Raw genomic sequence first — 25,454 nt, 5'->3', positions numbered from 1 at the left:
AGCAGTCATGGATACGGATAACGAAGAGGGGAAACGGACGATGCATCTTCATGGAACAAGCCGAGTTAACGCTCTAGGCCATTTGGAAGTCGGCGGTGTGGATACCACGGAACTGGCCGCCCGCTATGGAACACCGTTATATGTTGTGGATGAGGCGCTCGTGCGCAGGCGCTGCCGCGAGTTTGTCGATGCTTTTCAGGCGTCCGGATTAAAATTTCAGGTTGCTTACGCAAGCAAAGCATTCTGTGTCATGGCGATGTGCCGCATCGTAGCGGAGGAAGGACTGTCCCTGGACGTCGTATCCGACGGGGAGCTGTTTACGGCCCTTCAGGCGGGTTTTCCTCCCGAGCGCATACACTTCCACGGCAACAACAAGACGCCGGCCGAGATCGAAATGGCGCTTGACGCCGGAATCGGCTGTTTCGTCGTCGATAACTTCACGGAGCTCCGCATGCTGGATGCGATTGCGGGTTCGAAAGGCAAGCGCGTACCGATTCTGCTGAGAATAACACCGGGCGTCGAAGCCCATACGCACGAATATATTTCCACCGGCCAGATCGATTCGAAGTTCGGATTCGACCTCGGGAACGGGGCCGCTTTCGAAGCGGTCAAAGAATCCGCCGAGGCGAATCATCTGCTCCTGCTCGGCGTTCATTCCCATATCGGATCGCAAATTTTCGAGGTCGAAGGTTTCCGGGTGGCAGCCGAGAAGGTGGCCCAGTTCGCCTCGCAGGTACGGGATGAGCTGAACGTGGTTTTCTCGGTCATCAACCTGGGCGGCGGCTTCGGAATCCGCTATGTGGAAGGCGACACGCCTCTGCCGATGTCGACCTATGTCGAAGCGATCGCGGAAGCGGTCAAAACCCGCTTCGAGGCCGTTTCTTATCCGATGCCGGAGATCTGGATCGAACCGGGCCGGAGTATCGTCGGCGATGCCGGAACGACTTTGTACACCGTAGGAACGAACAAGGATATTCCCGGCGTTCGCAAATATGTTTCCGTAGACGGGGGCATGACGGATAATCCCCGCCCGGCCCTTTACCAGTCCCAGTACGAAGCGATGCTGGCGAACCGGGCTTCGGAGCCGTCTCAGGAGACGGTCTCCATCGCGGGCAAGTGCTGCGAAAGCGGCGATATGCTGATCTGGGACGTGGAGCTTCCTCTCGTCGAGACGGGTGATATACTGGCCGTTGCCAGTACGGGAGCGTACAATTACTCCATGGCCAGCAACTACAACCGGATTCGCAGACCCGCCGTCGTTTTCGTAAAAGACGGAATGGCCGACATGGCGGTCAAACGGGAAACGTACGAAGATCTGGTCCGCAACGATGTCGTGCCGGAACGGATGAAACAAATTCAGCCGGTCCGCTGATTTTCATCCATAGACGGGCATAACGTCCCGATAACGGCCAAACAAGCCGGAGGACTCCCTCCGGTTTGTTTTTTTACTCTATACGCTTGGAAAGTGCTGCAGCGCAGCGAAAGATAGTGAACGGTTCCCGTTAACAGACGGACGAACCTGACTCGTAAAAGTGACGCTTATTTGTACATCCATCCAATATGGAGTACAATGAAAGAGATTGCTTTCACAATCATGTACCCCGCAATCTAAGCAGGAACCGATACATAAAAGGAGAGTGTCCCACATGGCAAAACAAGCGAAAATCACAATGGCAGGCGGCGGCGAAGTGCTGATCGACCTCTTTGAAAAGGATGCCCCGAACACAGTGGCAAACTTCGAGAAACTGGCTAATTCCGGTTTCTACAACGGACTCAATTTCCACCGCGTTATTCCGGGCTTCGTAGCCCAAGGCGGCTGCCCTCAAGGCACCGGCACCGGCGGTCCCGGATACACGATCGACTGCGAAATCAACCCGAACAAACACGAGCGCGGAACGCTTGCAATGGCTCACGCCGGACGCAACACGGGCGGCAGCCAGTTCTACATCTGCTACCAGCCGCAGCCTCATCTTGACGGCCAGCACACGGTTTTCGGCAAAGTAACCAAAGGCATGGAATATGTGGACGCGTTCAAAGGCCGCGACACGATGGAGAAAGTTGAAATCGTCGAAGTGTAAGGAATGAACCCAAAAGCCCCTGGACAACCGCTGTAAGAAAGCGGCTGATCAGGGGCTTTTCAGGTTCAGGGCATCGCGGCGTATTTCCGCGTACGCAACATCCAGCAGAGAATCCACGCCGGCTTTACCGAGTTCGTCCCAGAGCCGCGCTTTATCCCATCCGCAGGCTGCCAATCCCTCATGGAGTACACGGCCGCGCACAATAACGGGGATCGCGTCAGAATGGCCATGATATAGGTTTGCAAAGCCGACAGCCGCCGTGTTTTTGGCCGCCTTCAGGCCCTTTCGGGTAAAGTCTGTGTTCCTTTTCATTTATTCGGCTTCCCTTTCGTATAAGATGATCGTCCGGGTTTTCCGGGCACTTGCTTAAATATCCGGATGGTGGAATACCCTTCTGTCCTTCCGCCGCAATCTCCATTTAGGTACGGGACATAAGCATCCTTCCTTGATGTGAGACCCGTTCCGCTTTTTTTCGCATGACATCCATAGGACAGACTTATCCAGCCTTTCCCCGATTCGGCCCTGCTTATACCGTTTTCCGACCGGACTAGTCAACTTGACACTTGCAATTTGGAAATGACAATGGTACTATTCAGTCAACAATCGAATAAGATTGAATCAATCCTTCGGGGCGGGGTGAAAGTCCCTACCGGCGGTGTTGCCGCAGTACCGGTTATCCGGTCTGCAGCTCAGTCCGTGACCCGGCTTGTCTGTTTTTAAGCGTTCGAACGCAGGACAACCCGGCTGACTTGGTGAGAGTCCGAGACCGACAGTTAAAGTCTGGATGGGAGAAGGAGAACGAAACGATTCAGTCTGCATACGCAGCTTTACCTGCATTCGCGCAGAAAGGGCTTTTTTAGGTACATACGCGGCCTGGGTTGGCCGGCTTATTTGTGCTCTAAAGTTCATACGCAGCGGCGAGACCGGACGGCGGGCCATCGAGGCCTTAGCTTGTGCTATCTTTCCACTGCCGTTATTTCCGATAACGTCCTTTCTGCAAGCAAGATCCGAAATGTGTGGTAGCAGCACGTTTCTTTGGCATACCTGCCGGAGAATCCCGTATCCGTTCCCTTATTAAGGGGATCGGAGGTACTTTCCCGTACCCGCAGACTGGCTTCACGCGCGTTCTTGCTATTCCATAAACCGCCCTTGTCCGAAACGGACAGGGGCTTTTTCAGGTTCAACATTTTGGCCGATGCGGGAGAGACTACACACAGAACGAACCAAGCCGGAACGCTGCTGAGGCAGAAAAGAGGGAAGAGCCAATTCCCTTCCCGGAAAGGAGACCGCTCATGTTTCAACCTTTACAGGACGAAAGTTACATGCGCCTGGCGCTGCAAATGGCCCAGGCGGCGCTCGGACAGACGGGCATCAATCCCGTCGTCGGCTGCGTCGTCGTCAAAGACGGCCGCATCGTCGGCATGGGCGCCCATCTGAAGCGGGGAGAGGGCCACGCGGAAGTGCACGCGCTGAAGATGGCCGGCCGCGAAGCTGAAGGCGCCACGGCTTACGTCACGCTGGAGCCGTGCAGCCATTACGGCAAGACGCCGCCGTGCAGCGACCGGCTCATCGAGAGCGGCATCCGCCGGGTCGTCGTCGCGACCGTAGACCCGAACCCGCTCGTGGCGGGATCGGGGATCGCGAGACTGCGGAGCCGGGGCATCGATGTGGAGGCCGGTCTGCTCGCGGACGAGGCGAACGCCTTGAACGAGGCGTTCAACAAATTCATCGTGACGCGCCTGCCCTTCGTCACGATGAAATCCGCGAGTACGCTTGACGGCAAGATCGCCGCCAAAACCGGCGACAGCAAGTGGATCACCGGCGCGCCCGCCCGCGAGCTCGTCCACGCGATGCGGCACCGCCACGCCGCGATCATGGTCGGCATCGGCACCGTGCTTGCCGATGATCCCGAGCTGACCACCCGGCTGTCCGTGCCGGCGCTCCATCCGCTGCGAATCGTCGTCGATTCGCAGCTCCGGACGCCGCTGTCCGCGCGGGTGCTGCGGCAGCAGGATGAGCGGCCGACGCTCATCCTGACAACCGCCGGCGCCGATCCCGCCAAGCGCGAAGAGCTTGAAGCCCTCGGCGCCGAAGTGCTGGCGTGCGGCAGCGGCCCGCACGTCGATCTCCCGCTCGCGATGCGGCTGCTGGGCGAGCGGGAGGTGCCCTCCGTCCTCCTGGAAGGCGGAGGACGGCTCTGCGGGGCGATGCTGGAGAACGGCCTGGTGGACAAGGCGGTGCTGTTTTTCGCCCCGAAATGGATCGGCGGCGGGCCGGAGGCGCCGGACAACGCGTCGTTCGCCGGATTCGGCCGCATGAGCGAGGCGATCCGGCTGGCGCGGATGACCGTCGAGACCGTCGGCGAAGACGTCTGTCTCACGGGTTACCCGCAGTACGCCGAGAAGGAGGGTTCATCATGTTTACCGGATTAATCGAAGAAATCGGCGTTATGCGCCGCATACACAAGCAGGGCCAGGCGATGGTCCTGACCCTCGGCGCACGCCTGGTGCTGGAAGATGTAAAGCTCGGCGACAGTATAGCCGTCAACGGCGTCTGTCTGACCGTCGTCGCTTATGACAAGGAGACCTTTTCCGTCGATGTCATGCCGGAGACATACCGCAAAACGAACCTGGCCTCGCTTCAGACGGGAGCACGCGTCAACCTGGAACGGGCGATGCCGGCGAACGGACGTTTCGGCGGCCATCTCGTACAGGGCCACGTGGACGGCACCGCCCGGATCCGGGCGAGAACGCCGGAGGAGAATGCGGTCGTCTACCGGCTGGAGCCGGACGACGATGCTGTCCTCCGCTACATGATCGCGGGCGGTTCCATCACGATCGACGGTATCTCGCTTACGCTTATAGACGTGACCGACAGCACGTTTGCCGTTTCAATCATTCCGCATACCCTGGCCCAGACGATTCTGCAGGACAAACAGCCCGGGGACAGCGTGAACATCGAATGCGACGTGCTTGGGAAATATATTGAAAAACTGCTCCGCACGGGTCCGAGCGGGAAGACACATTCCCGCGCCGGACAGGGCGGGCTGACCGAGAAGTTTTTGGCGGAGAACGGATTTTTCTGACGGTAAGCCGAACGGTATTTTTTTGAAGGAGGGAACAAAATGACAGAGAGAGAAACCTATTCGTTTCATTCGATCGAAGAAGCGGTCAGCGACCTGACCGCAGGGAAGGTCATTATCGTCGTGGACGACGAGGACCGCGAGAACGAAGGCGATTTCATTGCCCTGGCCGACAAAACGACGCCCGAGGTTATCAATTTCATGATCAAGGAAGGCCGCGGACTCGTCTGCACCCCGATCACGGAAGAACGGGCGCAGGAACTGGACCTGCCTCCCATGGTATCCCGCAATACGGATTATCACGGGACGGCTTTTACGGTGTCCGTCGATCATGCGGAAACGACGACGGGGATATCGGCCCACGAGCGCTCCCGGACGATCCGGGCCCTCATTGATCCGGAAGCGAAGCCGCTTCATTTCCGCAGGCCGGGGCACGTATTTCCCCTGATTGCGAAAAAGGGCGGCGTCCTGCGCCGCGCGGGTCATACGGAAGCGGCCGTCGACCTGGCCCGCATGAGCGGCTCGTATCCCGCGGCGGTTATTTGCGAGGTGATCAAAGAAGACGGAACGATGGCCCGGGTCCCCGATCTGATGGAGGTTGCCCGCATTCACGGGCTGAAGATCATTACGATCAAAGACCTCATCCATTACCGGAGTGAAAAGGAAAACCTGGTCAAACGCGAAGTGGAGGCGAAGCTGCCGACGGATTTCGGCACGTTCCAGGCCATCGCGTATACAAACCAGTTGGATCAGAAGGAGCATGTTGCGCTTGTCAAAGGGAATATCGACGGTTCGGTCCCGACGCTGGTGCGCGTGCATTCCGAGTGTCTGACGGGAGATGTGTTCCACTCCCACCGCTGCGACTGCGGTCCCCAGCTCGCTGCCGCTCTGCAGCAGATAAACGATGAAGGAGCGGGCGTGCTGCTCTATATGCGTCAGGAAGGGCGCGGCATCGGACTGATCAACAAGCTTAAGGCCTACGTGCTGCAGGAAGAAGGCCTCGATACGGTCGAAGCGAACGTCAAGCTGGGATTCGCTCCCGATCTGCGCGACTACGGAGTAGGGGCCCAGATTCTGAAAGATCTCGGAATCCGGCAGATTCGCCTGCTTACGAACAATCCTCGCAAGATCAAAGGTTTGGAAGGCTATGGACTGGAGGTCGTCGAAAGAGTCGCGATCCAGATGCCGCATAATGAAGATAATGCCAGATATCTGCATACCAAGCAGGAAAAACTCGGTCATTTGCTCCAATTTGATCCAAACTGATGCTTTTTTCTAAAAATCTCTTTTTATCTGCGTCATCAATTTGTATACTAGAAGGAGTCGGTTATTGTGGTAAAAAATTATGAAGGTCATCTGATTTCCCAAGGACAGAGATACGGCATCGTTGTAGGCCGTTTTAATGAATTTATTACGTCCAAGCTGCTGGGCGGAGCGCTCGACGCGCTAAAGCGCCACGGAGTGGAAGATACCGAAGTCGAAGTCGCCTGGGTACCGGGCGCATTCGAAATTCCTCTGATTGCACAGAAACTGGCGGAAACCGGCAAATATGACGCCGTCATTACGCTGGGTACCGTTATTCGCGGCTCCACGCCTCACTTTGATTATGTTTGCAACGAAGTGGCCAAAGGCGTTTCCGCCATTTCATTAAAAACGGGTGTTCCGGTTATTTTCGGAGTCCTGACGACCGACTCCATCGAACAGGCGGTTGAACGGGCCGGCACGAAAGCGGGCAACAAAGGCTGGGATGCCGCCGTTACCGCGATAGAAATGGCTAATCTTACGAAGCAGCTGCAGGGCTGACCGCGGTTTTGAGCTCGCGCCTCCCTACAGCGCTTAGCAAGCGATTCGGAGCCCCGGCCACTTAGGACGGGGATCTTTTTTTGGGAGAGCAGATTCATGAAAATGCTGTATAAACTTGAAGCGTTCGAAGGGCCGCTCGACCTGCTGCTTCACTTGATCGATAAGTCCGAGGTCGATATCTACAATATCCCGATCAAGGACATTACGGAGCAGTACATGGAATATGTCCAGGCTATGCACGAGCTGGAACTGGAAGTGACGAGCGAATTTCTGGTCATGGCCGCCACGCTGCTGGCGATCAAGAGCAAAATGCTGCTGCCGAAACCTCCCGTACTCGATCTGGACTTCGATTATTACGAAGAGGACGACTTCGATCCGCGGGCCGAACTCGTGCAGAAGCTGATCGAATACCGCAAGTACAAAGCGGTTGCCGATCTGCTGCGCGACAAGGAAGTGGAGCGGAGTCTTGTGTTTACGCGCGAGCCCGAGGACTTGACGCCCTACGTTCCCCAGGTGCAGGAGAATCCCGTTAAAGGGCTGGACGTCAATGACCTGATGCTGGCCTTCCAGCGGACGCTTCGGAAGATGGTGCACCGCAACCAGGTCACCAAAATCCGGCGGGACGAAATATCCGTGAAGGACCGGATCGTGGATCTGGTGGAGCTTCTGCACAATAAAGGCGGGCGGCTCCTGTTCTCGAAGCTTTTTGAAAAGGAATGCAGCCGCGAGGAAATCGTGGTCACGTTTTTGGCATTATTGGAACTGATGAAGATGAAAAAGATTCAATGCTTTCAGCACCGGCTGTTTGAAGACATCGTCATTCAGGCCAAAGAGGGAGAGATGACGGATGGACTTTCAACAGATGAAATCGATTATTGAAGGGCTGCTTTTCGTGGCGGGAGACGAGGGCCTGGACAAGAAACAGCTCGCCGATATTCTGGAGACGGACGCGCACATCGTCACCGAGCTGGTTGAAGAGCTCCAGGATGACCTGCGCAGCGGAGGCAGGGGGATCCAGATCACGAGGGTTGCCGGTGCCTATCAGATGACGACGGTTCCGGAGCATGCGCCTTATTTCGAACGACTGGCCTATTCTCCTTCCCGTTCCTCTTTGTCGCAGGCCGCGCTTGAAACGTTGTCCATTATCGCTTACAAACAGCCGATCACACGGGTGGAGATCGAGGAAATCCGCGGGGTCAAATCCGAACGGGCCCTTCATACGCTTATGGCGAAGGAGCTCATTGTGGAAACGGGGCGCGCGGAAGCGATCGGACGGCCGATTTTATACGGAACGTCGAAGCCTTTCCTGGAATACTTCGGCTTGAGTTCGATCGACGATCTGCCGGAGTCGCCTGCTTTTGTCGGCGATTTCGATCTGGAAGAAGAGACAAAGCTTCTTTTTGACAAATTGAACGGGGACGAAACCGACCAGCTGACTTTCGAAGATTTGGGACGGGATCTGCTGGACGGGCTGGATGCCAAAAACGCCGGTTTGTCCGTGGACAACGGGGAGGACTTGCTCTTGGAAAATGACGCCTCTATTCCGGAACGGTACGAATTTACGTCATCGGAACCGAACGATTGGGAATTTCCGGAACTTCCGGAACTGCCTGAAGGGCTTGCTAAAGATCCGAACGTACCCGACAAAGAATAAGCAAAAGAGAAGCGTCTTGGCTTGCGGCATGCAAGCGGGGCGCTTTTTTTTGGTTGGGACCGAGGCCGGGGTCTCACAAAATGTTTGAATGATCTGGATGGAGCGGGTGATACTAGGAAGGTCGGTTTGCGGGAGGAGGGTACCTGTGTTAATCGGGGGAATAATAATCGCCATTGTGCTTGTTTTGGTCCTGGCGGCCGTCTTAGCCATGCTCAGCTCCGTTCAACTTACGTTTTACTGGAACCGGGTCGGGGAAAATGACGAAATGTACGTTCAAGTCCGTGCGCTGTACGGCTGGATTAAATACCGGTTTAATGTGCCGGCCATTCAGTTCAACAATCTGATTGACGGACTGACACTGAAAATCAACCAAGCCGATCAGAATAAGATGGATACCACTAAAAAAAACAAAAGCAGAATCGATAAAGCATATATTCAAACTTTTTACCGCGAAGGAAAAGACCTGCTGCGGCACACGCAAGGGCTAAACGCCTGGTTTAAACGTACCATGAGCGCCTTTCGCTGCACGGAGCTGAAATGGAGCACGGGAGTCGGGGCTGGCGACGCGGTACAGACCGCTATTCTGTCCGGAACCGTATGGACTTTGAAATCGGCGGCTGTCGGGCTGCTGACGAAATATGTGCCGCTGTCCGCCGTTCCGAAACTGGCTGTAAATCCGCAGTATAATCGCACCGCTTTTCAAATCGAGTTTGTGTGTGTCATTCAGGCTAAAGCGGCGGCAATCGGTCTTTCCGGATGCAGACTGATCTACAGGATTATCAGAACGCCCGGAGGATTGCACGCCTGGTTCCGGCTCCTGCGTCAAGTCATTCCCGGAGACAGAACGCGCGCCAAAAGGCCGGAGCCGGCCACGACGTAAAACCGGCACGGGCTTAGGGCGGTTTACATACGAAGATCATTCCCGGGGCAACCTATCGGATGCAGACCTAACACTCCTTCAAGCATGGAACTTCCGCTTTGAAGGAACCAAAGGAGGAGACTTCATTGACCGATCATCCGATTCAAGGGCTGATGAAAACAGCCATGGAAAACATCAAGCAAATGGTGGATGTGAACACCATTGTCGGCGATCCGGTAGAAACACCGGACGGCAGCGTCATTATGCCGATCAGTAAAGTCGGGTTCGGTTTCGCGGCAGGCGGCAGCGAATTCACGACGGAAACTCTTCCGGACGTGGGGAGCCGGGGCGGGCTTGAGAAAGCGGCCGTGGAAATGCCGTTCGGCGGCGGAAGCGGCGGCGGTGTCTCCATTACCCCGATCGCGTTTCTTGTCGTAGGCAAGCATGGCGTCAAGATTGTGCCGCTCGACAATCAGACTCATCTGATTGAGCGTCTGATCGACTCCGCTCCGCAAATCGTGGACCGTGTGCAGTCCATGATCAAGTATGGCGGAAGCGCTTCGGGTCTTGGCGGTGCGGGTACTTCGAACATTAATATCGAAGCCGACACCATCAAAATGTAACTTCTTCTCCCGCCATGCGAAAAGCCCGGAATCGGATCAAACCGATTTCGGGCTTTTTTACCGTTTTGGCAGGGGTACGGATTTTCGTGGTCAGGGCAGAAAAATCATGTAGCGGAAATAGAGATACAGCTGCGAAATAAGCAGCGAAACGAAGGTAATGGGCGCTCCGATTTTAAGAAACTCCAAATAGCTGAATCCTTTGCCTTCTTTAGCGGCAATGCCCGCTACAATGACATTGGCGGAAGCGCCGATCAGAGTCCCGTTGCCTCCAAGGCATGCTCCCAGGGCCAGAGACCACCAAAGCGTGTTGATCTCCATGGAATCGGCAGGAAGCTGCATGTTCACGGCCATATCTTTAATAAGAGGGATCATGGTGGCGACGAAGGGGATGTTGTCGATAGTGGCGGATGCTATTCCCGATCCCCATAAAATAAGCGGAGCGGCGAGCCTCACGTCTCCTCCCGTAACGTTCAGCACCTGCAGAGCCAGACTTTTAATGATGCCGACTTCCTGCAAGGCTCCGACCAGGGCGAACAAACCCGCGAAGAAGAAAATGGTGACCCATTCCACGGAATCGAACGCTTCTTCAACTTCTTTTTCTTTTAATCCGAAAAGCATTAAAAGCACGGCGCCCGTGATGGCTACGACAGCCGCTTCCACATGAATGACGGAATGAAGCACGAATCCGATAATGGTCAGCCCGAGAATTATCAGCGATTTTTTCATGAGGACGGGATCTTGTATATAGGCTTTTTCGTCCAGCTTCATCAGTTTTTCTTTGTGTTCGGGACTGGTTTTAAGCTGCTTTCTATAGATGACGCGCAGCATCGCCAGCGTTGCGATGAGGACGAGAACGGTCACCGGCGCGAGATTGCTCAGAAAAGCGTTAAACGTGAGATGGGGATTAGCCGACCCGATCATAATATTGGGCGGATCTCCGATCAGAGTAGCGGTCCCACCGATATTGGAAGCGATGATTTCGGAAATAAGAAAAGGCACCGGGTTAATGTTCAGCATCCGGGTAATCGACAAAGTGACCGGTACGACCAGAAGCACAGTCGTCACGTTATCGAGCATGGCCGAACCGGTTGCGGTCAGAAGGGATAGGAAGATGAGAATGCGCATCGGGTCTCCCTTGGCCATTTTTGCCGCGCGTACGGCTACGTACTGGAACACGCCGGTCTTGTTGGTGATGCCGACAAGAATCATCATGCCCACCAATAGAGCGATGGTTCCCCATTCGATATATTCGGTGTACACCTTGTGGACGTCCACAATACCGAAGATGACCATAATGGCGGCCCCGAGCAGGGCGACGACGGCGCGGTTTTTCTTCTCCGATATAATGACGGCGTACGTCGCCAGAAAAACGATAAGTGCGATCCAGACTTGAGTCATAGGGTGATCTCTCCTTCTTGTTAGCGGTTTTCAAGCGTTCCCGCATCCGCACATTCGGGCGGATTTAGACTGCTGCGCGTTTGTCCGGCGGAACGGATGCGGAGGAAAAAAACGCAAAAAGGAGCCTGCGATGACAGGCTCCTCCGGTGATCTCCCTATTCACTTGCTCAGTGTTCTCGGCCGTTTCTTAAACAATCCTAAAGAAGTATACCGGAGTTCCGGGAATTTGTAAAGAACCGCTCGCACTCAGACAAGCGGGTCATAAGCGGACGGGTCAAGCATATACTTGTACAAAGTTCCCTGTTGGGAAGACAAGTCTTGACCCGGATGCGAGGGGCAATGGGAGGAAGGGCATATGAGCAAGCGGATGTGGGTATCCGGTATGCTGGCGTTTTTGTGCATGCTGAACCTGTTGGGCACAGCGGCTTTGGCGGCGGAACCCCCGGCGATAGGAACGAATGCGGAGGCCGCGGCCCTCGTCGACGTGAAATCGGGCAGAGTTCTTTACTCGAAGCGGGGAGACAGGCCGATGAGGATAGCGAGCCTGACTAAAATCATGACGGCGATCGTGGCCATCGAGGAGAGCAAGCTGACGGACATTGTCAAAGTGAGCACCCGCGCCGCCGGAAAAGAAGGCTCATCCTTGTACCTGAAGGCGGGGCAGGAAATGAGCCTGAAGCATATGCTCTACGGGCTTATGCTCCGTTCCGGCAACGATGCGGCGACAGCCATAGCCGAGCATGTAGGCGGCAGCGTGGAAGGTTTTGCCGTAATGATGAACCGGAAAGCCGAGCAGATCGGTCTCGATCACTCGAACTTCACGAACCCGTCGGGATTGGACGAAAGTGCCGATCATTATTCCAGCGCCGACGATTTGGCGAAGCTGGCGGCTTACAGCCTGAAAAATCCGACTTTCCAGGAAATTGTCCAGACGAAAATGATCAAAGTGCCGAACCCGAACGAATCGTGGGAATACACCTGGTTTAACAAAAACAAGATGCTGGGTCTTTTCGATGGGGCCGACGGGGTTAAAACCGGCTATACGAAGCTGGCCAAGCGGTGCCTGGTGTCATCGGCAACTCGGAACGGTCAGCAGCTTGTCGTCGTGACGCTTAACGACGGCGATGATTGGGCGGACCATACCAGACTGCTGCGGTGGGGGTTTGAGCATTATCCGCTGGTTCCTCTGTCGCAAAAGGGCCAGGCGGTTGACGGGACGCCTTATGTGGCGGAGCGGGATTTCTCGTACCCGCTGCTCTCCGTGGAAAAAGACCGCGTTACCGCCGAACCGGAGTCGTTCCCGCCAGACTCGCTGGACTCGCGTCTCGGCGAAAAAGGGACTCTCCGGCTTAAGCTCGACGACCGCCTGATCGGCACCGTGCCGCTGGTCGATCCGGCAAGCCCGAGGCTGAAAGCGGCCGACAAGGCGGCATTCGGCTTTCAGGCTACCGATGCGGACATGAGCGTCTGGAACGCATGGAGTGTAACCTTGCGCAAAGCCATCCGGGCGATGTTTTCACCCGGCGTGTAAGCAAGTACAGGAAAGGAGGAAGGCACGATGGTGAATTGGATCTGGTTGTTTTTCATCGTAACCGGCTTTGCGGTTGCCGCAGTCCAGGGCAACGTGGAAGCCGTAACGCAGGCGGCCTTCGACGGCGCCAAAAGCGGCGTGACGGTCTGCTTCGGCCTGATCAGCGTGCTGGTCTTCTGGCTCGGTATGATGAGGATCGCCGAGGATGCCGGCCTGCTGTCCAAGCTGGCGGTCCTGCTTCGTCCGGTCGTCCGCTTCCTGTTTCCCAGCATTCCGAAGGATCATCCTGCGCTGGGATACATCATGTCCAACATGAGCGCGAACATCCTGGGGCTGGGCAATGCCGCTACTCCGATGGGAATTAAGGCGATGCAGGAGCTGCAGAAGCTGAATCCCCATAAGGATACGGCCAGCCCCGCCATGTGTACGCTCCTGGCCCTGAATACGGCCAGCATCACGCTCATTCCGACGACCTTGATCGCCATCCGGATGAATTACAATTCCATGAATCCGTCGGAAATCGTCGGGACGACTCTGCTGGCCACGATCGTATCCACGGCCGCCGCGATCATCGTCGACCGCTGGTACAGGCGCAGGCTGCCGGCGAACCCCGCAGTGAAAGGATGAGCCGCTGATGTACGAATGGGTTAACGTGCTCTCGGCGTGGGCGATCCCGGTCCTTATCGTCTTCATTCCGCTGTACGCCGCCTACCGGAAAGTGCCCGTGTACGAATCTTTCACGGACGGTGCCAAGGAAGGCTTCGATACGGCGGTCAAAATCATTCCCCATCTCGTCGGCATGATGGTCGCGATCAGCGTGTTCCGGGCATCGGGAGCGCTCGAACTGACCCTCGGCTGGCTGAAGCCGCTGTTCCAGGCTCTCGGCGTTCCGCCGGAGGTGCTCCCGCTGGCTGTCCTGCGCCCCATCACGGGCGCGGGATCCCTTGCCTTTACGACCGATCTGATCGCCCAGTTCGGACCGGACTCGCTCGTCGGCCGGATCGCTTCAACGGTCCAGGGCAGCACGGATACGACGCTGTACGTCATCACGGTGTACTTCGGGGCTATCGGCATCCGCAAAGCCGGCTACGCGCTCAAAGTCGGCCTGATTTCCGATGTCGTGGGTTTCATCGCTTCCATCATCATATGTCTGCTCGTGTTCGCTACCTGAAGACCGCCCGGACCGGGCGGCTTCTTCGTTTTCCGGGGAAACCGTTCAGCCCGGCCTGTATTTTGGCAAAAAATGATTATTTTCCTCCGCTTAAGGGAACGATTAGCAGAAGAACCTTCCAAACTCACGCCGCCGATACAGCCCCTGATGTTGCCGTCTCATCCGTCAACGCCCGTCCATGAAAGACGGGAAGGGAGGCTCCAGCCCCGTATCCCCCGAAAAACATTTGCGGATTCGCCGGGAGAGAACTTGTGATTTCACGCAAGGATGGTTATCATTAGCTTTGAGGTGAACGTTGAGGATGGAGAGATTGCAGAAAGTGCTGGCCGAGGCGGGCATAGCTTCCCGCAGGAAAAGCGAGGAGCTGATCCTGGCCGGCCGTGTGAGCGTGAACGAAGAAGTCGTCACGCAGCTTGGCGTGAAAGTGAATCCCGCTGAGGATATGATTATGGTAGACGGACGGGCCATTAAGCAGCAGACGAAAGTGTACGTGATGCTGAACAAGCCGAAAGGCGTTATTACGAGCGCTGCGGACCCGAAGGGCCGCAAAGTCGTAACCGATTACCTGCCGGGGATCAAGGAGCGCGTCTATCCGGTCGGCCGTCTTGATTACGATACGGAAGGTCTGCTGATTCTGACGAACGACGGGGAATTCGCCAACCTGATGATGCATCCGAGGCATCATGTGGCCAAGACGTACCATGCGACCGTCAAAGGCGTCGTGCACGGTTCCGTTCTCGACCGATTGAGAGCGGGCATCGAGCTGGAGGACGGCATGACCGCTCCCGCCGAGGTCGAATACGTCGATGTGCGCCCGGAGCAGAATGAGAGCGTTATTTCCATTACGATTTACGAAGGCCGGAACCGTCAGGTGAGAAGAATGTTCGATGCCGTATCTTTTCCGGTAGCCAAATTAAGACGGGTACAGTACGGACCCTTATTGCTTGCCGGTCTTCCGAGAGCAAAGTACAGAGTCCTGCGCAATGACGAAATTAACAGCCTGCGCGATGCGGCCTTGCAGTCACATAAAATTCAAAAAGGCCGCTAAGCTTGGCCTTTTTTTTCGTTATAATGAGGATAGTTATGTCTTATTTTTGAGGGTGCTCGCTATGAAAAAGAACAAAAAATGGGTTCAGATTATCATTTTAGGCCTTGTTCTTATCATCGGTGTATTTACGATCGTCAACAACCTAACATCCGCCGACGATAAAAAATATCCGGTCGAGGGCTCCAAAGCGCCGGACTTTACACTCACCGGACTCGATAACAAGTCCTACAAGCTTTCCGACTACAAAGGCAAAGGCGTCCTGATTAATTTCTGGGGAACCTTCTGTCCTCCCTGCAAGAAAGAAATGCCGGCTCTGCAGAAGCAGTACGACATTTGGAAAGACAAGAACGTGGAGTTCTTGGAGGTCAACTTGGATACGAGCCGCGTCACGGTTCAGAACTTTGTGGACCAGTACAACTTGAATCTGCCGATCCTGCTCGATAACGAGGAGAACGTACGGAAACAGTACGGGGTCGTGGAATATCCGACGACGTTCTTCGTCAAACCCGACGGGACGGTCATGAAGATCCATAAAGGCGAGATGGACGAGGCTTTTATCGCTGACACGCTGAAAAAGCTGACAGCCGGTACCGGCGGCGGCCAATAAGGTATCCATTCAACAGCATAGAGGGGGAATGCGGCGTGTTTCAGAACACGAAGTGCGATTGCGGGCACCAGAACCATGTAGGGACTCTGCTCTGCGAATCGTGCGGCAAGCCGCTGACCGAAGAAGCGTTTTCCAACGAACCGCTGGAAATGAAATATGATGGGGTCGCGCGTCGATCCCAGCGTGAAAATCCGTCCTGGCTGGACCGGATCTGGAATTTCTTTTCATCGGTGAAGGTGGCCGTGACGATTATCGTCCTGACCTTGATCGGTTCTTCGCTTGGCACCATTTATCCGCAGGAAAGCAATTTTATTCAGGTAGACCCTTCCACTTACTATAAGAATACATACGGAACACTGGGCCATGTGTATTATTTGCTGGGCTTATCCCATACGTACGAATCGTGGTGGTTTAAGCTGCTTATTCTGATGATCGGGGCCTCGCTGGTCATCTGCAGCCTGGACCGCGTTCTTCCGCTGTACCGGGCTCTCTCCAAGCAGAAGATCCAGAAGCACCACAGCTTCCTGCTCCGCCAGAAGGTCTCTTACGACGGACGCATTCCGGAAGGAATCAGCGAAGAAGAATGGACAGAGCAAATGGCCCGCCAGCTCCGCAAAAAACATTACCGCGTACATACGGACGGAGCCGCGCTTCTTGCCGAGAAGTACCGGTTCAGCCGCTGGGGACCTTACGTGCTTCATATCGGCCTCATTATTTTTCTGCTGGCCGTGCTGATGCGCAGTTTCCCGGGTTGGCAGATGGATGAATATATGGGGCTTCGCGAAGGGGAGATCAAGAAAATTCCCGATACGTCGCTCTATATCAAGAATGAGAAGTTCACCATCGATTTTTACAAGCCGGAAGAAATGACCGAAGAGTTTAAAAAAAGGGAACGGGCCGTCCCGAAAATTTATGAAACCGAAGCCGTGATCTACACCTGTAAAGCGGACTGCGACACTCCCGGCAAAAAACCGGAGCTGCAGGAAGTACACCGGCAAAAAATTATCGTGAACGAACCGCTCGATTACAAAGGCCTTCTCGCTTTTCAATACGATTATAAGGAAGCGCCGCTGCTCATTTCGGTCAAGCCTACGCTGACGAACAAACAGACGGGCGAATCTTACGGAAGCTTCGAGCTTCCGATGAAGGATCCTCAGGATACGTACCAGGCAGGCCCTTACAAGCTGTCGCTGAAGGGATATTTCCCGGAATTCGGCCTGGACGACAAAGGGGAGCCTATTACGAAATCGAATGAAGCGAAAGCGCCTGCATTTATTTTTCAGATTACGGGGCCGGGGCTTTCTCCAAACGGTGAGCCTTACATCTATTTCCCGAGACAAATAGACAAGCAGGAGTTCCGCCAGGACGAAATTAACGGATCAATAGGCGCTAAATTCGACTTATCTGTCGGATCGATGGAAAACGTTACGTTTTCCTCCTATACCTCTTATCTGAATATCCGGACGGACCGTGCGCTTCCCTATATCTGGATCGGGGCCGCGATCGGAATGATCGGTCTCATCATGGGCTTCTACTGGCAGCACCGCCGAGTATGGCTTCGGATCGACGACGGACGGCTCGTACTCGGCGCGCACACGAACAAGAACTGGTTTGGCGTCCGCAAGGAAGTAGCTGCCTCACTGAACAAAACAGGCATTACCGTGGATCAGAAAACGCTTGAAAAAGGAGGGAAAGCTACATGAATTGGTTAAATTTCAGCGGGAACGCGCTGCTGGTTTCATTTGTTATCTACTGTGTGGCTTTTCTGGTATTTGTACTTTCAATCGCCGGCAAAACATGGAGCAACCGGGATCCCGAAGTTCATGCGCGCAAATGGGGCAGAGCCGCTTACGGCCTGTCCGTTTTAGGCCTTGTGTCCCAGCTTCTTTATTTCTTCACCCGCTGGTACGGGGGCGGACACATTCCGACCAGCAACATGTTCGAATTTATGACGATGCTCGGTATGATGATCATGATTGCCTTTATTATCGTATACGCAATCTATCGTACCCCGGTTCTCGGGGTATTTGCTCTGCCGGTCGTCGTGCTCATCATTGCGTACGCGGCCGTCTTCCCGAACGAAGTCCAGCCGCTGATTCCGGCGCTGCAGAGCTACTGGCTTAAAATCCACGTAACGACCGCGGCTGCGGGTGAAGCATTCTTCGCTGTAGGCTTTGCCGCGGGTTTAATGTATTTGATCCGGACGGTGAATTTTCAGGGGAAAACGGCCTCCGACCGCAAGGAACAAAGAGGGGTGGAATTCACCCTGCTCATTATTTTTATGCTGATCGCTTTTATCGCTTCCGTATTCACGTTCAATGCCGCAGGCTATGAAGCCAAGTTTGTCAAAGAACAAATCTTGGCCAAAGAAGACGGCACCCAGCAAAAAGTAAGCCAGACCGTCACTTACGTGCTGCCGCCTATCGTGGCTCCATACCAGACGACGCTCGAATCAATGGACACGTTCCTCGGCATGGACAAGCCGCTCTTCACGGCGCCTTCCTGGATGAGCGGTGAAAATGCCGGCCGGAAGTTCAATACGGTGATCTGGACGGTTGTGATCGGCGTCCTTCTATATGCGCTGCTCAGACTGATCCTGCGCAAGCCGATCGGACAGGCGATTTCACCTATTATGAAAGGCATGGACCCGGAGGACCTTGACGAGATCGGGTACCGTTCCATCGCGATCGGCTATCCGATTTTTACGCTCGGCGCCCTCATCTTCGCGATGATCTGGGCTCATAAAGCATGGGGCCGATTCTGGGGCTGGGATCCGAAGGAAGTATGGGCATTGATCGTCTGGCTCTTCTATGCGGTATTCCTGCATCTCCGTCTTTCCCGCGGCTGGCAGGGCAAACGTTCCGCATGGCTGGCCGTAATCGGCTTTATCGTGGTTATGTTTACGCTGGTCGGGGTAAACTTGGTCATCGCTGGCCTGCACTCCTATTCGGGTGTATAATTTTAGCAAATCATTTACTACAATCGTTTATGGACGGAAGGGATTGTGAACGTCATGGAACAGAGATTGAATATTCTGGTTGTAGACGATGAAGAACGGATCAGACGTCTGCTTCGGATGTACCTGGAGAAAGAGGGCTACGGCATCGAGGAAGCCGAAGACGGCGAAACGGCCCTGACGCTGGCGACCGAGCGCGATTTCGATCTGATTCTGCTCGATCTGATGCTGCCGGGGATTGACGGGACGGAAGTTTGTGCTCGTCTGCGCCAAGTGAAGTCCACGCCGGTAATCATGCTGACCGCGAAAGGCGAAGAAACGAACCGCGTTCACGGGTTCGAAGTCGGTGCCGACGATTACGTCGTGAAACCGTTCAGTCCGCGCGAGGTGATTTACCGGGTCAAGGCGATCCTGCGGCGTTCGTCCGCAACGGCTTTTCTGTCCAAGGATGCGAATTCGAGCAACAACATCGTATTTCCGCACCTGGTTATCGAGCACGACGCTCACCGCGTAACGGCAGGCGGTCAGGAAGTCGCCCTGACGCCCAAAGAGTATGAATTGCTCCATTATCTGGCCGTATCGCCGGATAAGGTATTTTCGCGGGAAGAGCTGCTCAAAGATGTCTGGAATTACGAATTTTTCGGGGATTTGCGCACGGTCGATACCCATGTGAAAAGATTGCGCGAAAAGCTCAACAAAGTATCGCCAGAAGCGGCTGCGATGATTACGACGGTCTGGGGCGTAGGCTACAAGCTAGAGGTGCCGAAGTAACGTGTTTAGCCTGCGCAGTGTAGTCGGCAAGCTGTGGCTGACCATTATCGGTCTTGTGGCGGTTATTCTGATCACGCTCGGCGTGTTTCTCGTGCAGTCGCTGGAACAGTATTTTTCCCAGTCCGAGGATCAGGTACACAATCTGAAACAGCTTGCGGGCGATTATTCGAACGGAGCCGCCCTTCATCTGCAGGACGAAGAGTTTTACAAGATGGCCAATCAGCTCTTGGAACTTCAGGATGCGCGCATGATTGCGCTGGATAAAGATCTGAAAGAATTGAATCCGTCGGTCGAGGGCAAAAACCAGGAGCTACTCCGGTTCAAAACGGCCGACTTTTTTTCGGACGCGGAGCTGAAAACCGTCTTGAACGGCCAAATGCTGGAGAAGCGAATTCCCTACAACAAGCAGGGTAAAATCAACCAGCGCAACGATTATATCGCCGTGGCCGTGCCGCTCTATCACACGCCGGACGGAGGGGCCAAAGATACGGAGGGCGCTATTGTCCTGTATCAATCCCTGAAATCCCTGGAAGCTACCCAGTGGGACGTATTCCGGCTGTTCGTAATCGTTTCGATTATCGGCTTCCTGATGACGACCGTGTTCGCGTTCTTCCTGTTCTACCGGATCACGCGGCCGCTGCTTCAGCTCAAAGATGCGGCTGGAAGAATCTCCCGGGGAGAATACGGCACGAAGGTTCCGATTCTTTCTTCCGACGAGATCGGGGAGCTTGCCAAATCGTTTAACGTGATGGGAGAAGAGCTTCAAGAGAACGTGAAAGCCCTGCGGCATGAAAAAGAGAACCTCTCCAGCGTTCTCCGGAGCATGACCGACGCGGTCATGACGTTCGATGCCGGCGGCAAAGTCATTGTGACGAACCCGCAGGGGGACAAAATCATCCAGGAGTGGGAAGAACTCTCCTGGAACCCGGACGGGCCGCCCGTCAACGGCGGCGTTCCGGCTGCGCTTCCTCTGCCGCTTGACCGTCATATTCCCGCTCCGCTGCAGTCTATGTTCCATCAAGTGGTGACGGAGGCTCGGGAGCAGACCGATAAGCTTCACGTCGAGAACGAGGTCTGGTCCGTCGCGATGACGCCGCTGCATTCGCGCGACGGGGTACGCGGCGCCGTCGCCGTGCTCCGCGACGTGACGGAGGAGTTCCGGCTCGACAAGCTGCGCAAGGACTTCGTCGCGAACGTTTCGCACGAACTGCGCACGCCGTTGTCGATGGTGCAGGGCTACAGCGAGGCGCTGCTGGACGACATCGCCGGGTCCCCCGAGGAGCGCAAGGAGCTCGCTCAGGTCATCTATGACGAAGCGCTGCGGATGGGCCGCCTCGTCCGGGATCTTCTCGATCTGGCCCGCATGGAAGCGGGGCATCTCGAGATGAGCTTCAACAGGACCGATATCGGCGGGCTCGTGAAACGGATGCACCGCAAATTTACGGTCCTGGCGAGGGAGAAGGACATCCGCCTGAATTTCGAGCTCCCGCAAGGGGAGCTGGTTTGTACGGCGGATGAAGACCGGCTGGAGCAGGTGCTGACCAACCTGCTCGACAACGCCTTCCGGCACACGCCGGGCGGGAAGACGATTACGATTAAGGCGGAGCCTTACGCGTACAAGTCTTCTCCCGGCTGCAAGCTGGAAGTGACGGACGAAGGCCAGGGGATTCCGGCCGAAGATGTCCCTTACGTGTTCGAGCGCTTCTATAAAGCGGACAAAGCCCGGACACGGGGAGCGACCGGCGGCACGGGCCTCGGACTGGCCATCGTCAAGAACATCGTGGACGCCCATCAGGGAACGATCACGATGCGCAGCAAGCTGGGGCAGGGGACGACGTTTACCATCGTCCTGCCGTGCAAAGAGTGCTAAGGCTCGCACGGCCCCTTTAGTCCCCGTAACGTCTCTAACGACGAAGAGGGGGGGTTAGAGCCGACATCGGGAGCGGAGCCGACAAACCGTAAAAGGCTCCGGACGGCTTTGGCCCGAGCTCTGCAAGATTACATGCAAAAGGCGGAAAGCCTGCTGAGTCATTCAGCTGCTTTCCGCCTTTTTTGTTGAAAAAACGAATTAAATCTTGTTGTTCGTGAAACATTTCGCAGGCCGGATAAGAAGGGTCCGGCGCCTTGATTTACGCTGCAAGCGCCGGATCGGGATAAATCGGCCGAGAAGTGCTTAAATGCCCAGTTGACGAACGTTGACGATTTCCGGCTGTTTCTCAAGCTCGGCAATAACTTCTTTCGGAGCGGTCTTATCGATGGTCAGAACCATGATCGCCGATCCGCCGACGACCGTACGGCCTACCTGCATGGTCGCAATGTTCACGTCATTGCTTCCGAGCAGCGTACCTACGCGGCCGACAATGCCGGGTTTGTCGTTATGCGAGATGAGAAGAAGCGAGCCTTCCGGTGCAAAGTCCACCGGGTATTGATCGATGCGCACGATGCGCTCGCCGTAACCGGCCAGCAGCGTACCTGCCAGTGTGCGGTCGCCTTGCTTGGATTTAACGGTAATCGTCACGAGATTGGTGAACGTTCCGGTTGTGGACGATTGCTGCGTCGTGATATTGATATCACGGGATTTGGCCATATGCATGGCGTTCACGAGATTGATGCCTTCGAGATGCTGCGTGAAAACGCCTTTAACGATATAGCGGGTTAACGGATTCGTGTCCACGTCGGCGAGATCGCCGGAGTAACTGACGACGATTTCATTGACCGGTCCTTCGGTCAGCTGACCGGCGATAAGACCGAGCTTTTCCCCGAGGTTGAAGTAAGGCTGCAGTTTGCTCATCACGGTAGCCGGCACAGGCGGCATATTCACGGCATTTTTGAACGGTTCGTTGCGCAGAATATGCAGAAGCTCTTCCGAGACGTCAATGGCTACGTTTTCCTGAGCTTCAATGGTCGATGCGCCCAAGTGCGGCGTGACAATGATACTCGGATTGTTCAGGAACGGGTGGCTCGCCTGAGGAGGTTCCTGCTCGAATACGTCAAACGCGGCTCCGGCTACAGTGCCGTTTTCGATTGCGGCCACGAGGGCGTTCTCGTCAACGATTCCGCCGCGTGCGCAGTTGATGATCCGGACGCCTTTTTTCATGATGGCGAACTGAGCCGGGCCTACGATATGGCGGGTTTCATTCGTCAGCGGCGTATGGACGGTAATGAAGTCGGCTGCGGCCGCGATATCGTTGACCGTTCCGAGCTTGACGCCGATTTTCTCCGCTCTGTCTTCCGTCAGGAACGGATCGTAGCCGATGACATTCATGCCGAACACTTTGGCGCGTTTGGCGACTTCGCTTCCGATGCGTCCCATTCCGATGATGCCGAGCGTTTTGTTTCGGAGCTCGACGCCGACGAACGATTTGCGGTCCCATTCACCGCTGACCGTCTTTTTGTAGGCTTGCGGAATGGAGCGGGCTACCGACATCATCATCGCGAAAGTATGCTCACAGGTTGCGATCGTGTTGCCGTCAGGCGCGTTGATCACCACGATGCCGTGTTTGGTTGCCGCTTGGAGGTCGATGTTGTCGACGCCGACACCCGCGCGGCCGATTACTTTCAGTTTAGGCGCGGCTTCCATGATGCGCGGTGTAACCTTGGTCTGGCTGCGCACGAGCAGGGCGTCGTATTCGCCGATGATCGAGACAAGCTCGTCTTCGCTTAATCCCGGTTTCTTGTCTACCTCAACATCGCTTGCGTCGTAGAGCATTTGGATCCCCATATCGCTGATCGGATCCGATACAAGTACTTTAAACATGTATATAGCCTCCTCTTGGGAAATAAAAAAACTCCCGAACCTCATACGTAACCCGTATGAAGGGACGAAAGTTATCTTCGCGGTGCCACCCTACTTCACCCGGCGTTCTCACGCAAGGCCTTATTGGTCCGTATCGGGACCTGAACGATAACGGGTTCTGCCGATTGAGCCTGCGGCTTTCGCTTCGGTTCAATGCTCCGGAGTGCTTGGTATGCATGCGTCCTGCCGATTTCCACCAACCATCGGCTCTCTGAAAGGCTGTCCATACGTACGTGTCTCCGTCAACGCTTTAACGTGGTATATGTCGTTAAGTTTCACTTAATGTAACATGGCCCCGGCAACGTGTCAATAGGGTTACCCGAATATTCACGCCGTTTTAACAAACGAAACGCCAAATAGAGTGATAAATCCGTACTATTACTCTTGTATTAGGATATAATATTCGCTATTCTTCAGTTATTACGAAAATTTTCCACATGTAAGCGCATGTAAAAAAAGGAGAAGCCTGCATGAAACATATTGCGCCCGAAAAATTTCTTGAACTTCTGGAACAACCGGAGATGCTTAAGGGGATACGAATTGTCGATGTCCGCGAGCCGTACGAATGGGACCACTACCATCTGGATGAGCCGGAGCTCATCCCCATGAATACCATTCCGGAGCGATTGGACGAACTGGTCGGTGACGCCGACCTGTATGTCTTGTGCGCGCACGGTGTGCGCAGCGAGATGGTGTGCGGTTATCTGGAGAGAAACGGCTTCGATCCGGACAAACTGGTCAATGTCGAAGGTGGCATGGCGGCTTTGGCGATGCTGCGCGGTTTTGCCTACGATTAAGAGACGTCAGACTAGTCATGCCTTTGAGGAAGCGGAAGCGCCTCACCCGGCTCAATGTTAAGCGCCATCCACTGTGGAGGGGCGCTTTTTTTATGTCCGGAGCGGAACTTTTGCAGGACTTATCCGTTCTATTAAGAAGGACAAGATTTCCTCTATGTGAGATTCATGGTATGTTAATAAGGATGAAGATGATGGTATCGAGACTCGGCATCATACACAACTAATACCGCGTAATAGGGGAAAGTCCCTGGGAAGGACCATCATGAGAAAATGGAACTGGAAATGGAAAGATCTGAAAAATATCCGCATTAAGACGGACATCCGGGTCGATGATCTTAATGACCGGATGCTGCTTATTAACTTATATGGAACCCAGGCGATTCTGCTGGTGATCGGCGTTATCATGCTGTTCGTTCAAGGGGCGGATTGGCGGAGTCTTTTCAGCTTTGCGCCCGGCTGGTCCATCGTCCTCTGGGGAGGCGGCATCGCACTGGCCGTGCTGGCCGCGGACCTGATCGTGTCCAAATATGTCCCCGAGGAAGTTACGGACGACGGGGGAGTGAACAAGCGTATCTTCGGCAGGCGTCCGCTGTGGCATATCGCGCTCATTTGCGTACTGGTTTCGATATGCGAAGAACTCCTGTTCCGCGCGGGCCTTCAGCATTACCTGGGTCCATACTGGACAAGCATCGTTTTTGCGGCCATTCATATCCGTTATCTCCAGCATTGGCTGATGACGGGTCTTGTTTTTTGCATATCCTACGGGATCGGCTGGATCTTTATCCATACCGGGTCCTTGTGGACCGCTATTTTCGCCCATTTTATGATTGATTTTATTTCGGGCTGCATCTTACGTTATGGCAAGGAGGAGTAATCCGGCATGGAAGGCAACAAGACACAGGGGATAGAGTACGAACAGCCGATACTCGCAGAAAGCGATTTAGTCAATGAAAATGAAGAAGAAAGCCACTACCTCCCTCCGAGAAGCTCGGTACATCCGTCCGAACGGGCCAAAGTTACACGCTGGTTTTACCGTCTGCTTCTGTTTTTGTTCATTCTTCTCGTCATGGGGCTCGGCTGGTGGGGAATCCGATATACATCCGGAACTTGACAAATCAAGTCCGGCCGCAATCCAGATGCCTGACAAACCCGGAAGACGCGCGGCGCATATAAGCCGTCTAGTCATAAGGTTCGTCGGGCTTTTTGTTGTGCTGCCAGGCGGCTTATTTCCTGTGGTCCGAATCCCTCCCATTCCCACTTTACGGGCGAATGGCCCCCGC

Annotated in this window: 24 protein-coding genes, 1 pseudogene, 1 riboswitch and 1 other annotated feature; of the genes and pseudogenes, 22 read left to right on the top strand and 3 right to left on the bottom strand. The window is 54.9% G+C overall.

The window, feature by feature from the left end:
* Positions 1 to 40: 40 nt before the first annotated feature.
* Positions 41 to 1,372: a diaminopimelate decarboxylase gene (gene lysA, locus AC2TF6_RS18730; RefSeq protein WP_491311687.1), complete on the top strand. Its 1,332-nt coding sequence runs from the start codon at positions 41 to 43 to the stop codon at positions 1,370 to 1,372.
* 274 nt (positions 1,373 to 1,646) lie between these two features.
* Positions 1,647 to 2,078, top strand: a complete 432-nt coding sequence (locus AC2TF6_RS18725; RefSeq protein ID WP_009674443.1) for a peptidylprolyl isomerase — start codon at positions 1,647 to 1,649, stop codon at positions 2,076 to 2,078.
* Positions 2,079 to 2,126: 48 nt separating this feature from the next.
* On the opposite strand, the gene AC2TF6_RS18720 is transcribed toward AC2TF6_RS18725, so the two are convergent.
* The gene (locus AC2TF6_RS18720) at positions 2,127 to 2,390 is read right to left on the bottom strand and encodes a hypothetical protein (RefSeq protein ID WP_491308016.1); all 264 of its coding nucleotides are present in this window, start codon (positions 2,388 to 2,390) and stop codon (positions 2,127 to 2,129) included.
* 306 nt (positions 2,391 to 2,696) lie between these two features.
* Positions 2,697 to 2,878, top strand: a riboswitch (FMN riboswitch).
* A gap of 492 nt (positions 2,879 to 3,370) precedes the next feature.
* On the opposite strand from AC2TF6_RS18720, the gene ribD reads away from it, so the two are divergent.
* From ribD to ytfJ, 8 genes and pseudogenes are all read left to right on the top strand, one after another.
* The gene (gene ribD / locus AC2TF6_RS18715; RefSeq protein WP_491308015.1) at positions 3,371 to 4,510 is read left to right on the top strand and encodes a bifunctional diaminohydroxyphosphoribosylaminopyrimidine deaminase/5-amino-6-(5-phosphoribosylamino)uracil reductase RibD; all 1,140 of its coding nucleotides are present in this window, start codon (positions 3,371 to 3,373) and stop codon (positions 4,508 to 4,510) included.
* On the top strand, positions 4,495 to 5,163 hold the full coding sequence (gene ribE / locus AC2TF6_RS18710; RefSeq protein WP_491308014.1) for a riboflavin synthase: 669 nt from the start codon (positions 4,495 to 4,497) through the stop codon (positions 5,161 to 5,163). The genes ribD and ribE overlap by 16 nt, the downstream gene beginning before the upstream one ends.
* A gap of 39 nt (positions 5,164 to 5,202) precedes the next feature.
* On the top strand, positions 5,203 to 6,426 hold the full coding sequence (locus AC2TF6_RS18705; RefSeq protein WP_491308013.1) for a bifunctional 3,4-dihydroxy-2-butanone-4-phosphate synthase/GTP cyclohydrolase II: 1,224 nt from the start codon (positions 5,203 to 5,205) through the stop codon (positions 6,424 to 6,426).
* A 66-nt stretch (positions 6,427 to 6,492) separates the two neighbouring features.
* The gene (gene ribH, locus AC2TF6_RS18700) at positions 6,493 to 6,963 is read left to right on the top strand and encodes a 6,7-dimethyl-8-ribityllumazine synthase (protein WP_009674421.1); all 471 of its coding nucleotides are present in this window, start codon (positions 6,493 to 6,495) and stop codon (positions 6,961 to 6,963) included.
* Positions 6,964 to 7,059: 96 nt separating this feature from the next.
* Positions 7,060 to 7,842 carry a segregation and condensation protein A gene (locus AC2TF6_RS18695; RefSeq protein WP_491308012.1) on the top strand — a complete coding sequence of 261 codons (783 nt, stop codon included), beginning with the start codon at positions 7,060 to 7,062 and terminating at the stop codon, positions 7,840 to 7,842.
* A pseudogene (gene scpB / locus AC2TF6_RS18690) lies at positions 7,811 to 8,413 on the top strand (SMC-Scp complex subunit ScpB); the annotation flags it as partial. The gene AC2TF6_RS18695 and the pseudogene scpB, both read left to right, overlap by 32 nt.
* Before the next feature lie 349 nt (positions 8,414 to 8,762).
* Positions 8,763 to 9,497, top strand: coding sequence for a DUF2953 domain-containing protein (locus AC2TF6_RS18685; protein WP_491308011.1), 735 nt, complete (start codon positions 8,763 to 8,765; stop codon positions 9,495 to 9,497).
* 125 nt (positions 9,498 to 9,622) lie between these two features.
* Positions 9,623 to 10,099 carry a GerW family sporulation protein gene (ytfJ, locus tag AC2TF6_RS18680; protein WP_491308010.1) on the top strand — a complete coding sequence of 159 codons (477 nt, stop codon included), beginning with the start codon at positions 9,623 to 9,625 and terminating at the stop codon, positions 10,097 to 10,099.
* A gap of 90 nt (positions 10,100 to 10,189) precedes the next feature.
* Here the strand turns inward: ytfJ and AC2TF6_RS18675 are convergent, their stop codons facing one another.
* On the bottom strand, positions 10,190 to 11,497 hold the full coding sequence (locus tag AC2TF6_RS18675; RefSeq protein ID WP_491308009.1) for an ArsB/NhaD family transporter: 1,308 nt from the start codon (positions 11,495 to 11,497) through the stop codon (positions 10,190 to 10,192).
* Between the two features lie 355 nt (positions 11,498 to 11,852).
* Between AC2TF6_RS18675 and AC2TF6_RS18670 the strand changes: the two genes are divergently transcribed.
* From AC2TF6_RS18670 to AC2TF6_RS18630, 9 genes are all read left to right on the top strand, one after another.
* Complete coding sequence (locus AC2TF6_RS18670; protein WP_491308008.1) at positions 11,853 to 13,028, top strand: D-alanyl-D-alanine carboxypeptidase family protein; 1,176 nt, start codon at positions 11,853 to 11,855, stop codon at positions 13,026 to 13,028.
* A gap of 27 nt (positions 13,029 to 13,055) precedes the next feature.
* Positions 13,056 to 13,655, top strand: a complete 600-nt coding sequence (locus tag AC2TF6_RS18665; protein WP_009674409.1) for a nucleoside recognition domain-containing protein — start codon at positions 13,056 to 13,058, stop codon at positions 13,653 to 13,655.
* 7 nt (positions 13,656 to 13,662) lie between these two features.
* On the top strand, positions 13,663 to 14,199 hold the full coding sequence (locus AC2TF6_RS18660; protein WP_491308007.1) for a spore maturation protein: 537 nt from the start codon (positions 13,663 to 13,665) through the stop codon (positions 14,197 to 14,199).
* A gap of 301 nt (positions 14,200 to 14,500) precedes the next feature.
* Positions 14,501 to 15,247: a pseudouridine synthase gene (locus AC2TF6_RS18655; RefSeq protein ID WP_491308006.1), complete on the top strand. Its 747-nt coding sequence runs from the start codon at positions 14,501 to 14,503 to the stop codon at positions 15,245 to 15,247.
* 61 nt (positions 15,248 to 15,308) lie between these two features.
* On the top strand, positions 15,309 to 15,854 hold the full coding sequence (resA, locus tag AC2TF6_RS18650; RefSeq protein WP_491308005.1) for a thiol-disulfide oxidoreductase ResA: 546 nt from the start codon (positions 15,309 to 15,311) through the stop codon (positions 15,852 to 15,854).
* A 35-nt stretch (positions 15,855 to 15,889) separates the two neighbouring features.
* Complete coding sequence (gene resB / locus AC2TF6_RS18645; RefSeq protein ID WP_491308004.1) at positions 15,890 to 17,557, top strand: cytochrome c biogenesis protein ResB; 1,668 nt, start codon at positions 15,890 to 15,892, stop codon at positions 17,555 to 17,557.
* Entirely contained in the window at positions 17,554 to 18,813 is a 1,260-nt protein-coding gene (gene ccsB, locus AC2TF6_RS18640; RefSeq protein WP_491308003.1) for a c-type cytochrome biogenesis protein CcsB, read from the top strand. Before resB ends, ccsB begins: the two co-directional genes overlap by 4 nt.
* A gap of 54 nt (positions 18,814 to 18,867) precedes the next feature.
* Positions 18,868 to 19,581 carry a response regulator transcription factor gene (locus AC2TF6_RS18635; protein WP_016423993.1) on the top strand — a complete coding sequence of 238 codons (714 nt, stop codon included), beginning with the start codon at positions 18,868 to 18,870 and terminating at the stop codon, positions 19,579 to 19,581.
* 1 nt (position 19,582) lies between these two features.
* Positions 19,583 to 21,451 (top strand): ATP-binding protein, encoded by a 1,869-nt coding sequence (locus AC2TF6_RS18630; RefSeq protein WP_491308002.1) that lies wholly within the window; start codon positions 19,583 to 19,585, stop codon positions 21,449 to 21,451.
* 303 nt (positions 21,452 to 21,754) lie between these two features.
* Here the strand turns inward: AC2TF6_RS18630 and serA are convergent, their stop codons facing one another.
* Positions 21,755 to 23,338: a phosphoglycerate dehydrogenase gene (gene serA, locus AC2TF6_RS18625; protein ID WP_491308001.1), complete on the bottom strand. Its 1,584-nt coding sequence runs from the start codon at positions 23,336 to 23,338 to the stop codon at positions 21,755 to 21,757.
* A gap of 57 nt (positions 23,339 to 23,395) precedes the next feature.
* Positions 23,396 to 23,632, bottom strand: a binding site (T-box leader).
* Positions 23,633 to 23,847: 215 nt separating this feature from the next.
* Here serA and AC2TF6_RS18620 point away from each other — a divergent pair.
* The 3 genes from AC2TF6_RS18620 to AC2TF6_RS18610 all read left to right on the top strand — a co-directional run bounded on the left by AC2TF6_RS18620 (position 23,848) and on the right by AC2TF6_RS18610 (position 25,285).
* Positions 23,848 to 24,174, top strand: a complete 327-nt coding sequence (locus AC2TF6_RS18620) for a rhodanese-like domain-containing protein (RefSeq protein ID WP_491308000.1) — start codon at positions 23,848 to 23,850, stop codon at positions 24,172 to 24,174.
* Between the two features lie 262 nt (positions 24,175 to 24,436).
* Complete coding sequence (locus AC2TF6_RS18615) at positions 24,437 to 25,048, top strand: CPBP family intramembrane glutamic endopeptidase (RefSeq protein WP_009674414.1); 612 nt, start codon at positions 24,437 to 24,439, stop codon at positions 25,046 to 25,048.
* A 6-nt stretch (positions 25,049 to 25,054) separates the two neighbouring features.
* Positions 25,055 to 25,285, top strand: coding sequence for a hypothetical protein (locus AC2TF6_RS18610; RefSeq protein WP_326051914.1), 231 nt, complete (start codon positions 25,055 to 25,057; stop codon positions 25,283 to 25,285).
* The last annotated feature ends 169 nt before the right edge of the window (positions 25,286 to 25,454 follow it).

This window comes from Paenibacillus sp. JNUCC 35 (assembly GCF_058269095.1).
The sequence above is the reverse complement of the archived record's forward strand: the minus strand, read 5'-3'. Positions and strand labels throughout refer to the sequence as shown.

Bases quoted from the DNA above. Each gene is read 5' to 3' on its own strand.
- lysA (WP_491311687.1), top strand. From the start codon at position 41: ATGCATCTTCATGGAACAAGCCGAGTTAACGCTCTAGGCCATTTGGAA.
- AC2TF6_RS18725 (WP_009674443.1), top strand. From the start codon at position 1,647: ATGGCAAAACAAGCGAAAATCACAATGGCAGGCGGCGGCGAAGTGCTG.
- AC2TF6_RS18720 (WP_491308016.1), bottom strand. From the start codon at position 2,390: ATGAAAAGGAACACAGACTTTACCCGAAAGGGCCTGAAGGCGGCCAAA.
- ribD (WP_491308015.1), top strand. From the start codon at position 3,371: ATGTTTCAACCTTTACAGGACGAAAGTTACATGCGCCTGGCGCTGCAA.
- ribE (WP_491308014.1), top strand. From the start codon at position 4,495: ATGTTTACCGGATTAATCGAAGAAATCGGCGTTATGCGCCGCATACAC.
- AC2TF6_RS18705 (WP_491308013.1), top strand. From the start codon at position 5,203: ATGACAGAGAGAGAAACCTATTCGTTTCATTCGATCGAAGAAGCGGTC.
- AC2TF6_RS18695 (WP_491308012.1), top strand. From the start codon at position 7,060: ATGAAAATGCTGTATAAACTTGAAGCGTTCGAAGGGCCGCTCGACCTG.
- AC2TF6_RS18675 (WP_491308009.1), bottom strand. From the start codon at position 11,497: ATGACTCAAGTCTGGATCGCACTTATCGTTTTTCTGGCGACGTACGCC.
- AC2TF6_RS18670 (WP_491308008.1), top strand. From the start codon at position 11,853: ATGAGCAAGCGGATGTGGGTATCCGGTATGCTGGCGTTTTTGTGCATG.
- AC2TF6_RS18665 (WP_009674409.1), top strand. From the start codon at position 13,056: ATGGTGAATTGGATCTGGTTGTTTTTCATCGTAACCGGCTTTGCGGTT.
- AC2TF6_RS18660 (WP_491308007.1), top strand. From the start codon at position 13,663: ATGTACGAATGGGTTAACGTGCTCTCGGCGTGGGCGATCCCGGTCCTT.
- AC2TF6_RS18655 (WP_491308006.1), top strand. From the start codon at position 14,501: ATGGAGAGATTGCAGAAAGTGCTGGCCGAGGCGGGCATAGCTTCCCGC.
- resA (WP_491308005.1), top strand. From the start codon at position 15,309: ATGAAAAAGAACAAAAAATGGGTTCAGATTATCATTTTAGGCCTTGTT.
- ccsB (WP_491308003.1), top strand. From the start codon at position 17,554: ATGAATTGGTTAAATTTCAGCGGGAACGCGCTGCTGGTTTCATTTGTT.
- AC2TF6_RS18635 (WP_016423993.1), top strand. From the start codon at position 18,868: ATGGAACAGAGATTGAATATTCTGGTTGTAGACGATGAAGAACGGATC.
- serA (WP_491308001.1), bottom strand. From the start codon at position 23,338: ATGTTTAAAGTACTTGTATCGGATCCGATCAGCGATATGGGGATCCAA.
- AC2TF6_RS18620 (WP_491308000.1), top strand. From the start codon at position 23,848: ATGAAACATATTGCGCCCGAAAAATTTCTTGAACTTCTGGAACAACCG.
- AC2TF6_RS18615 (WP_009674414.1), top strand. From the start codon at position 24,437: ATGAGAAAATGGAACTGGAAATGGAAAGATCTGAAAAATATCCGCATT.
- AC2TF6_RS18610 (WP_326051914.1), top strand. From the start codon at position 25,055: ATGGAAGGCAACAAGACACAGGGGATAGAGTACGAACAGCCGATACTC.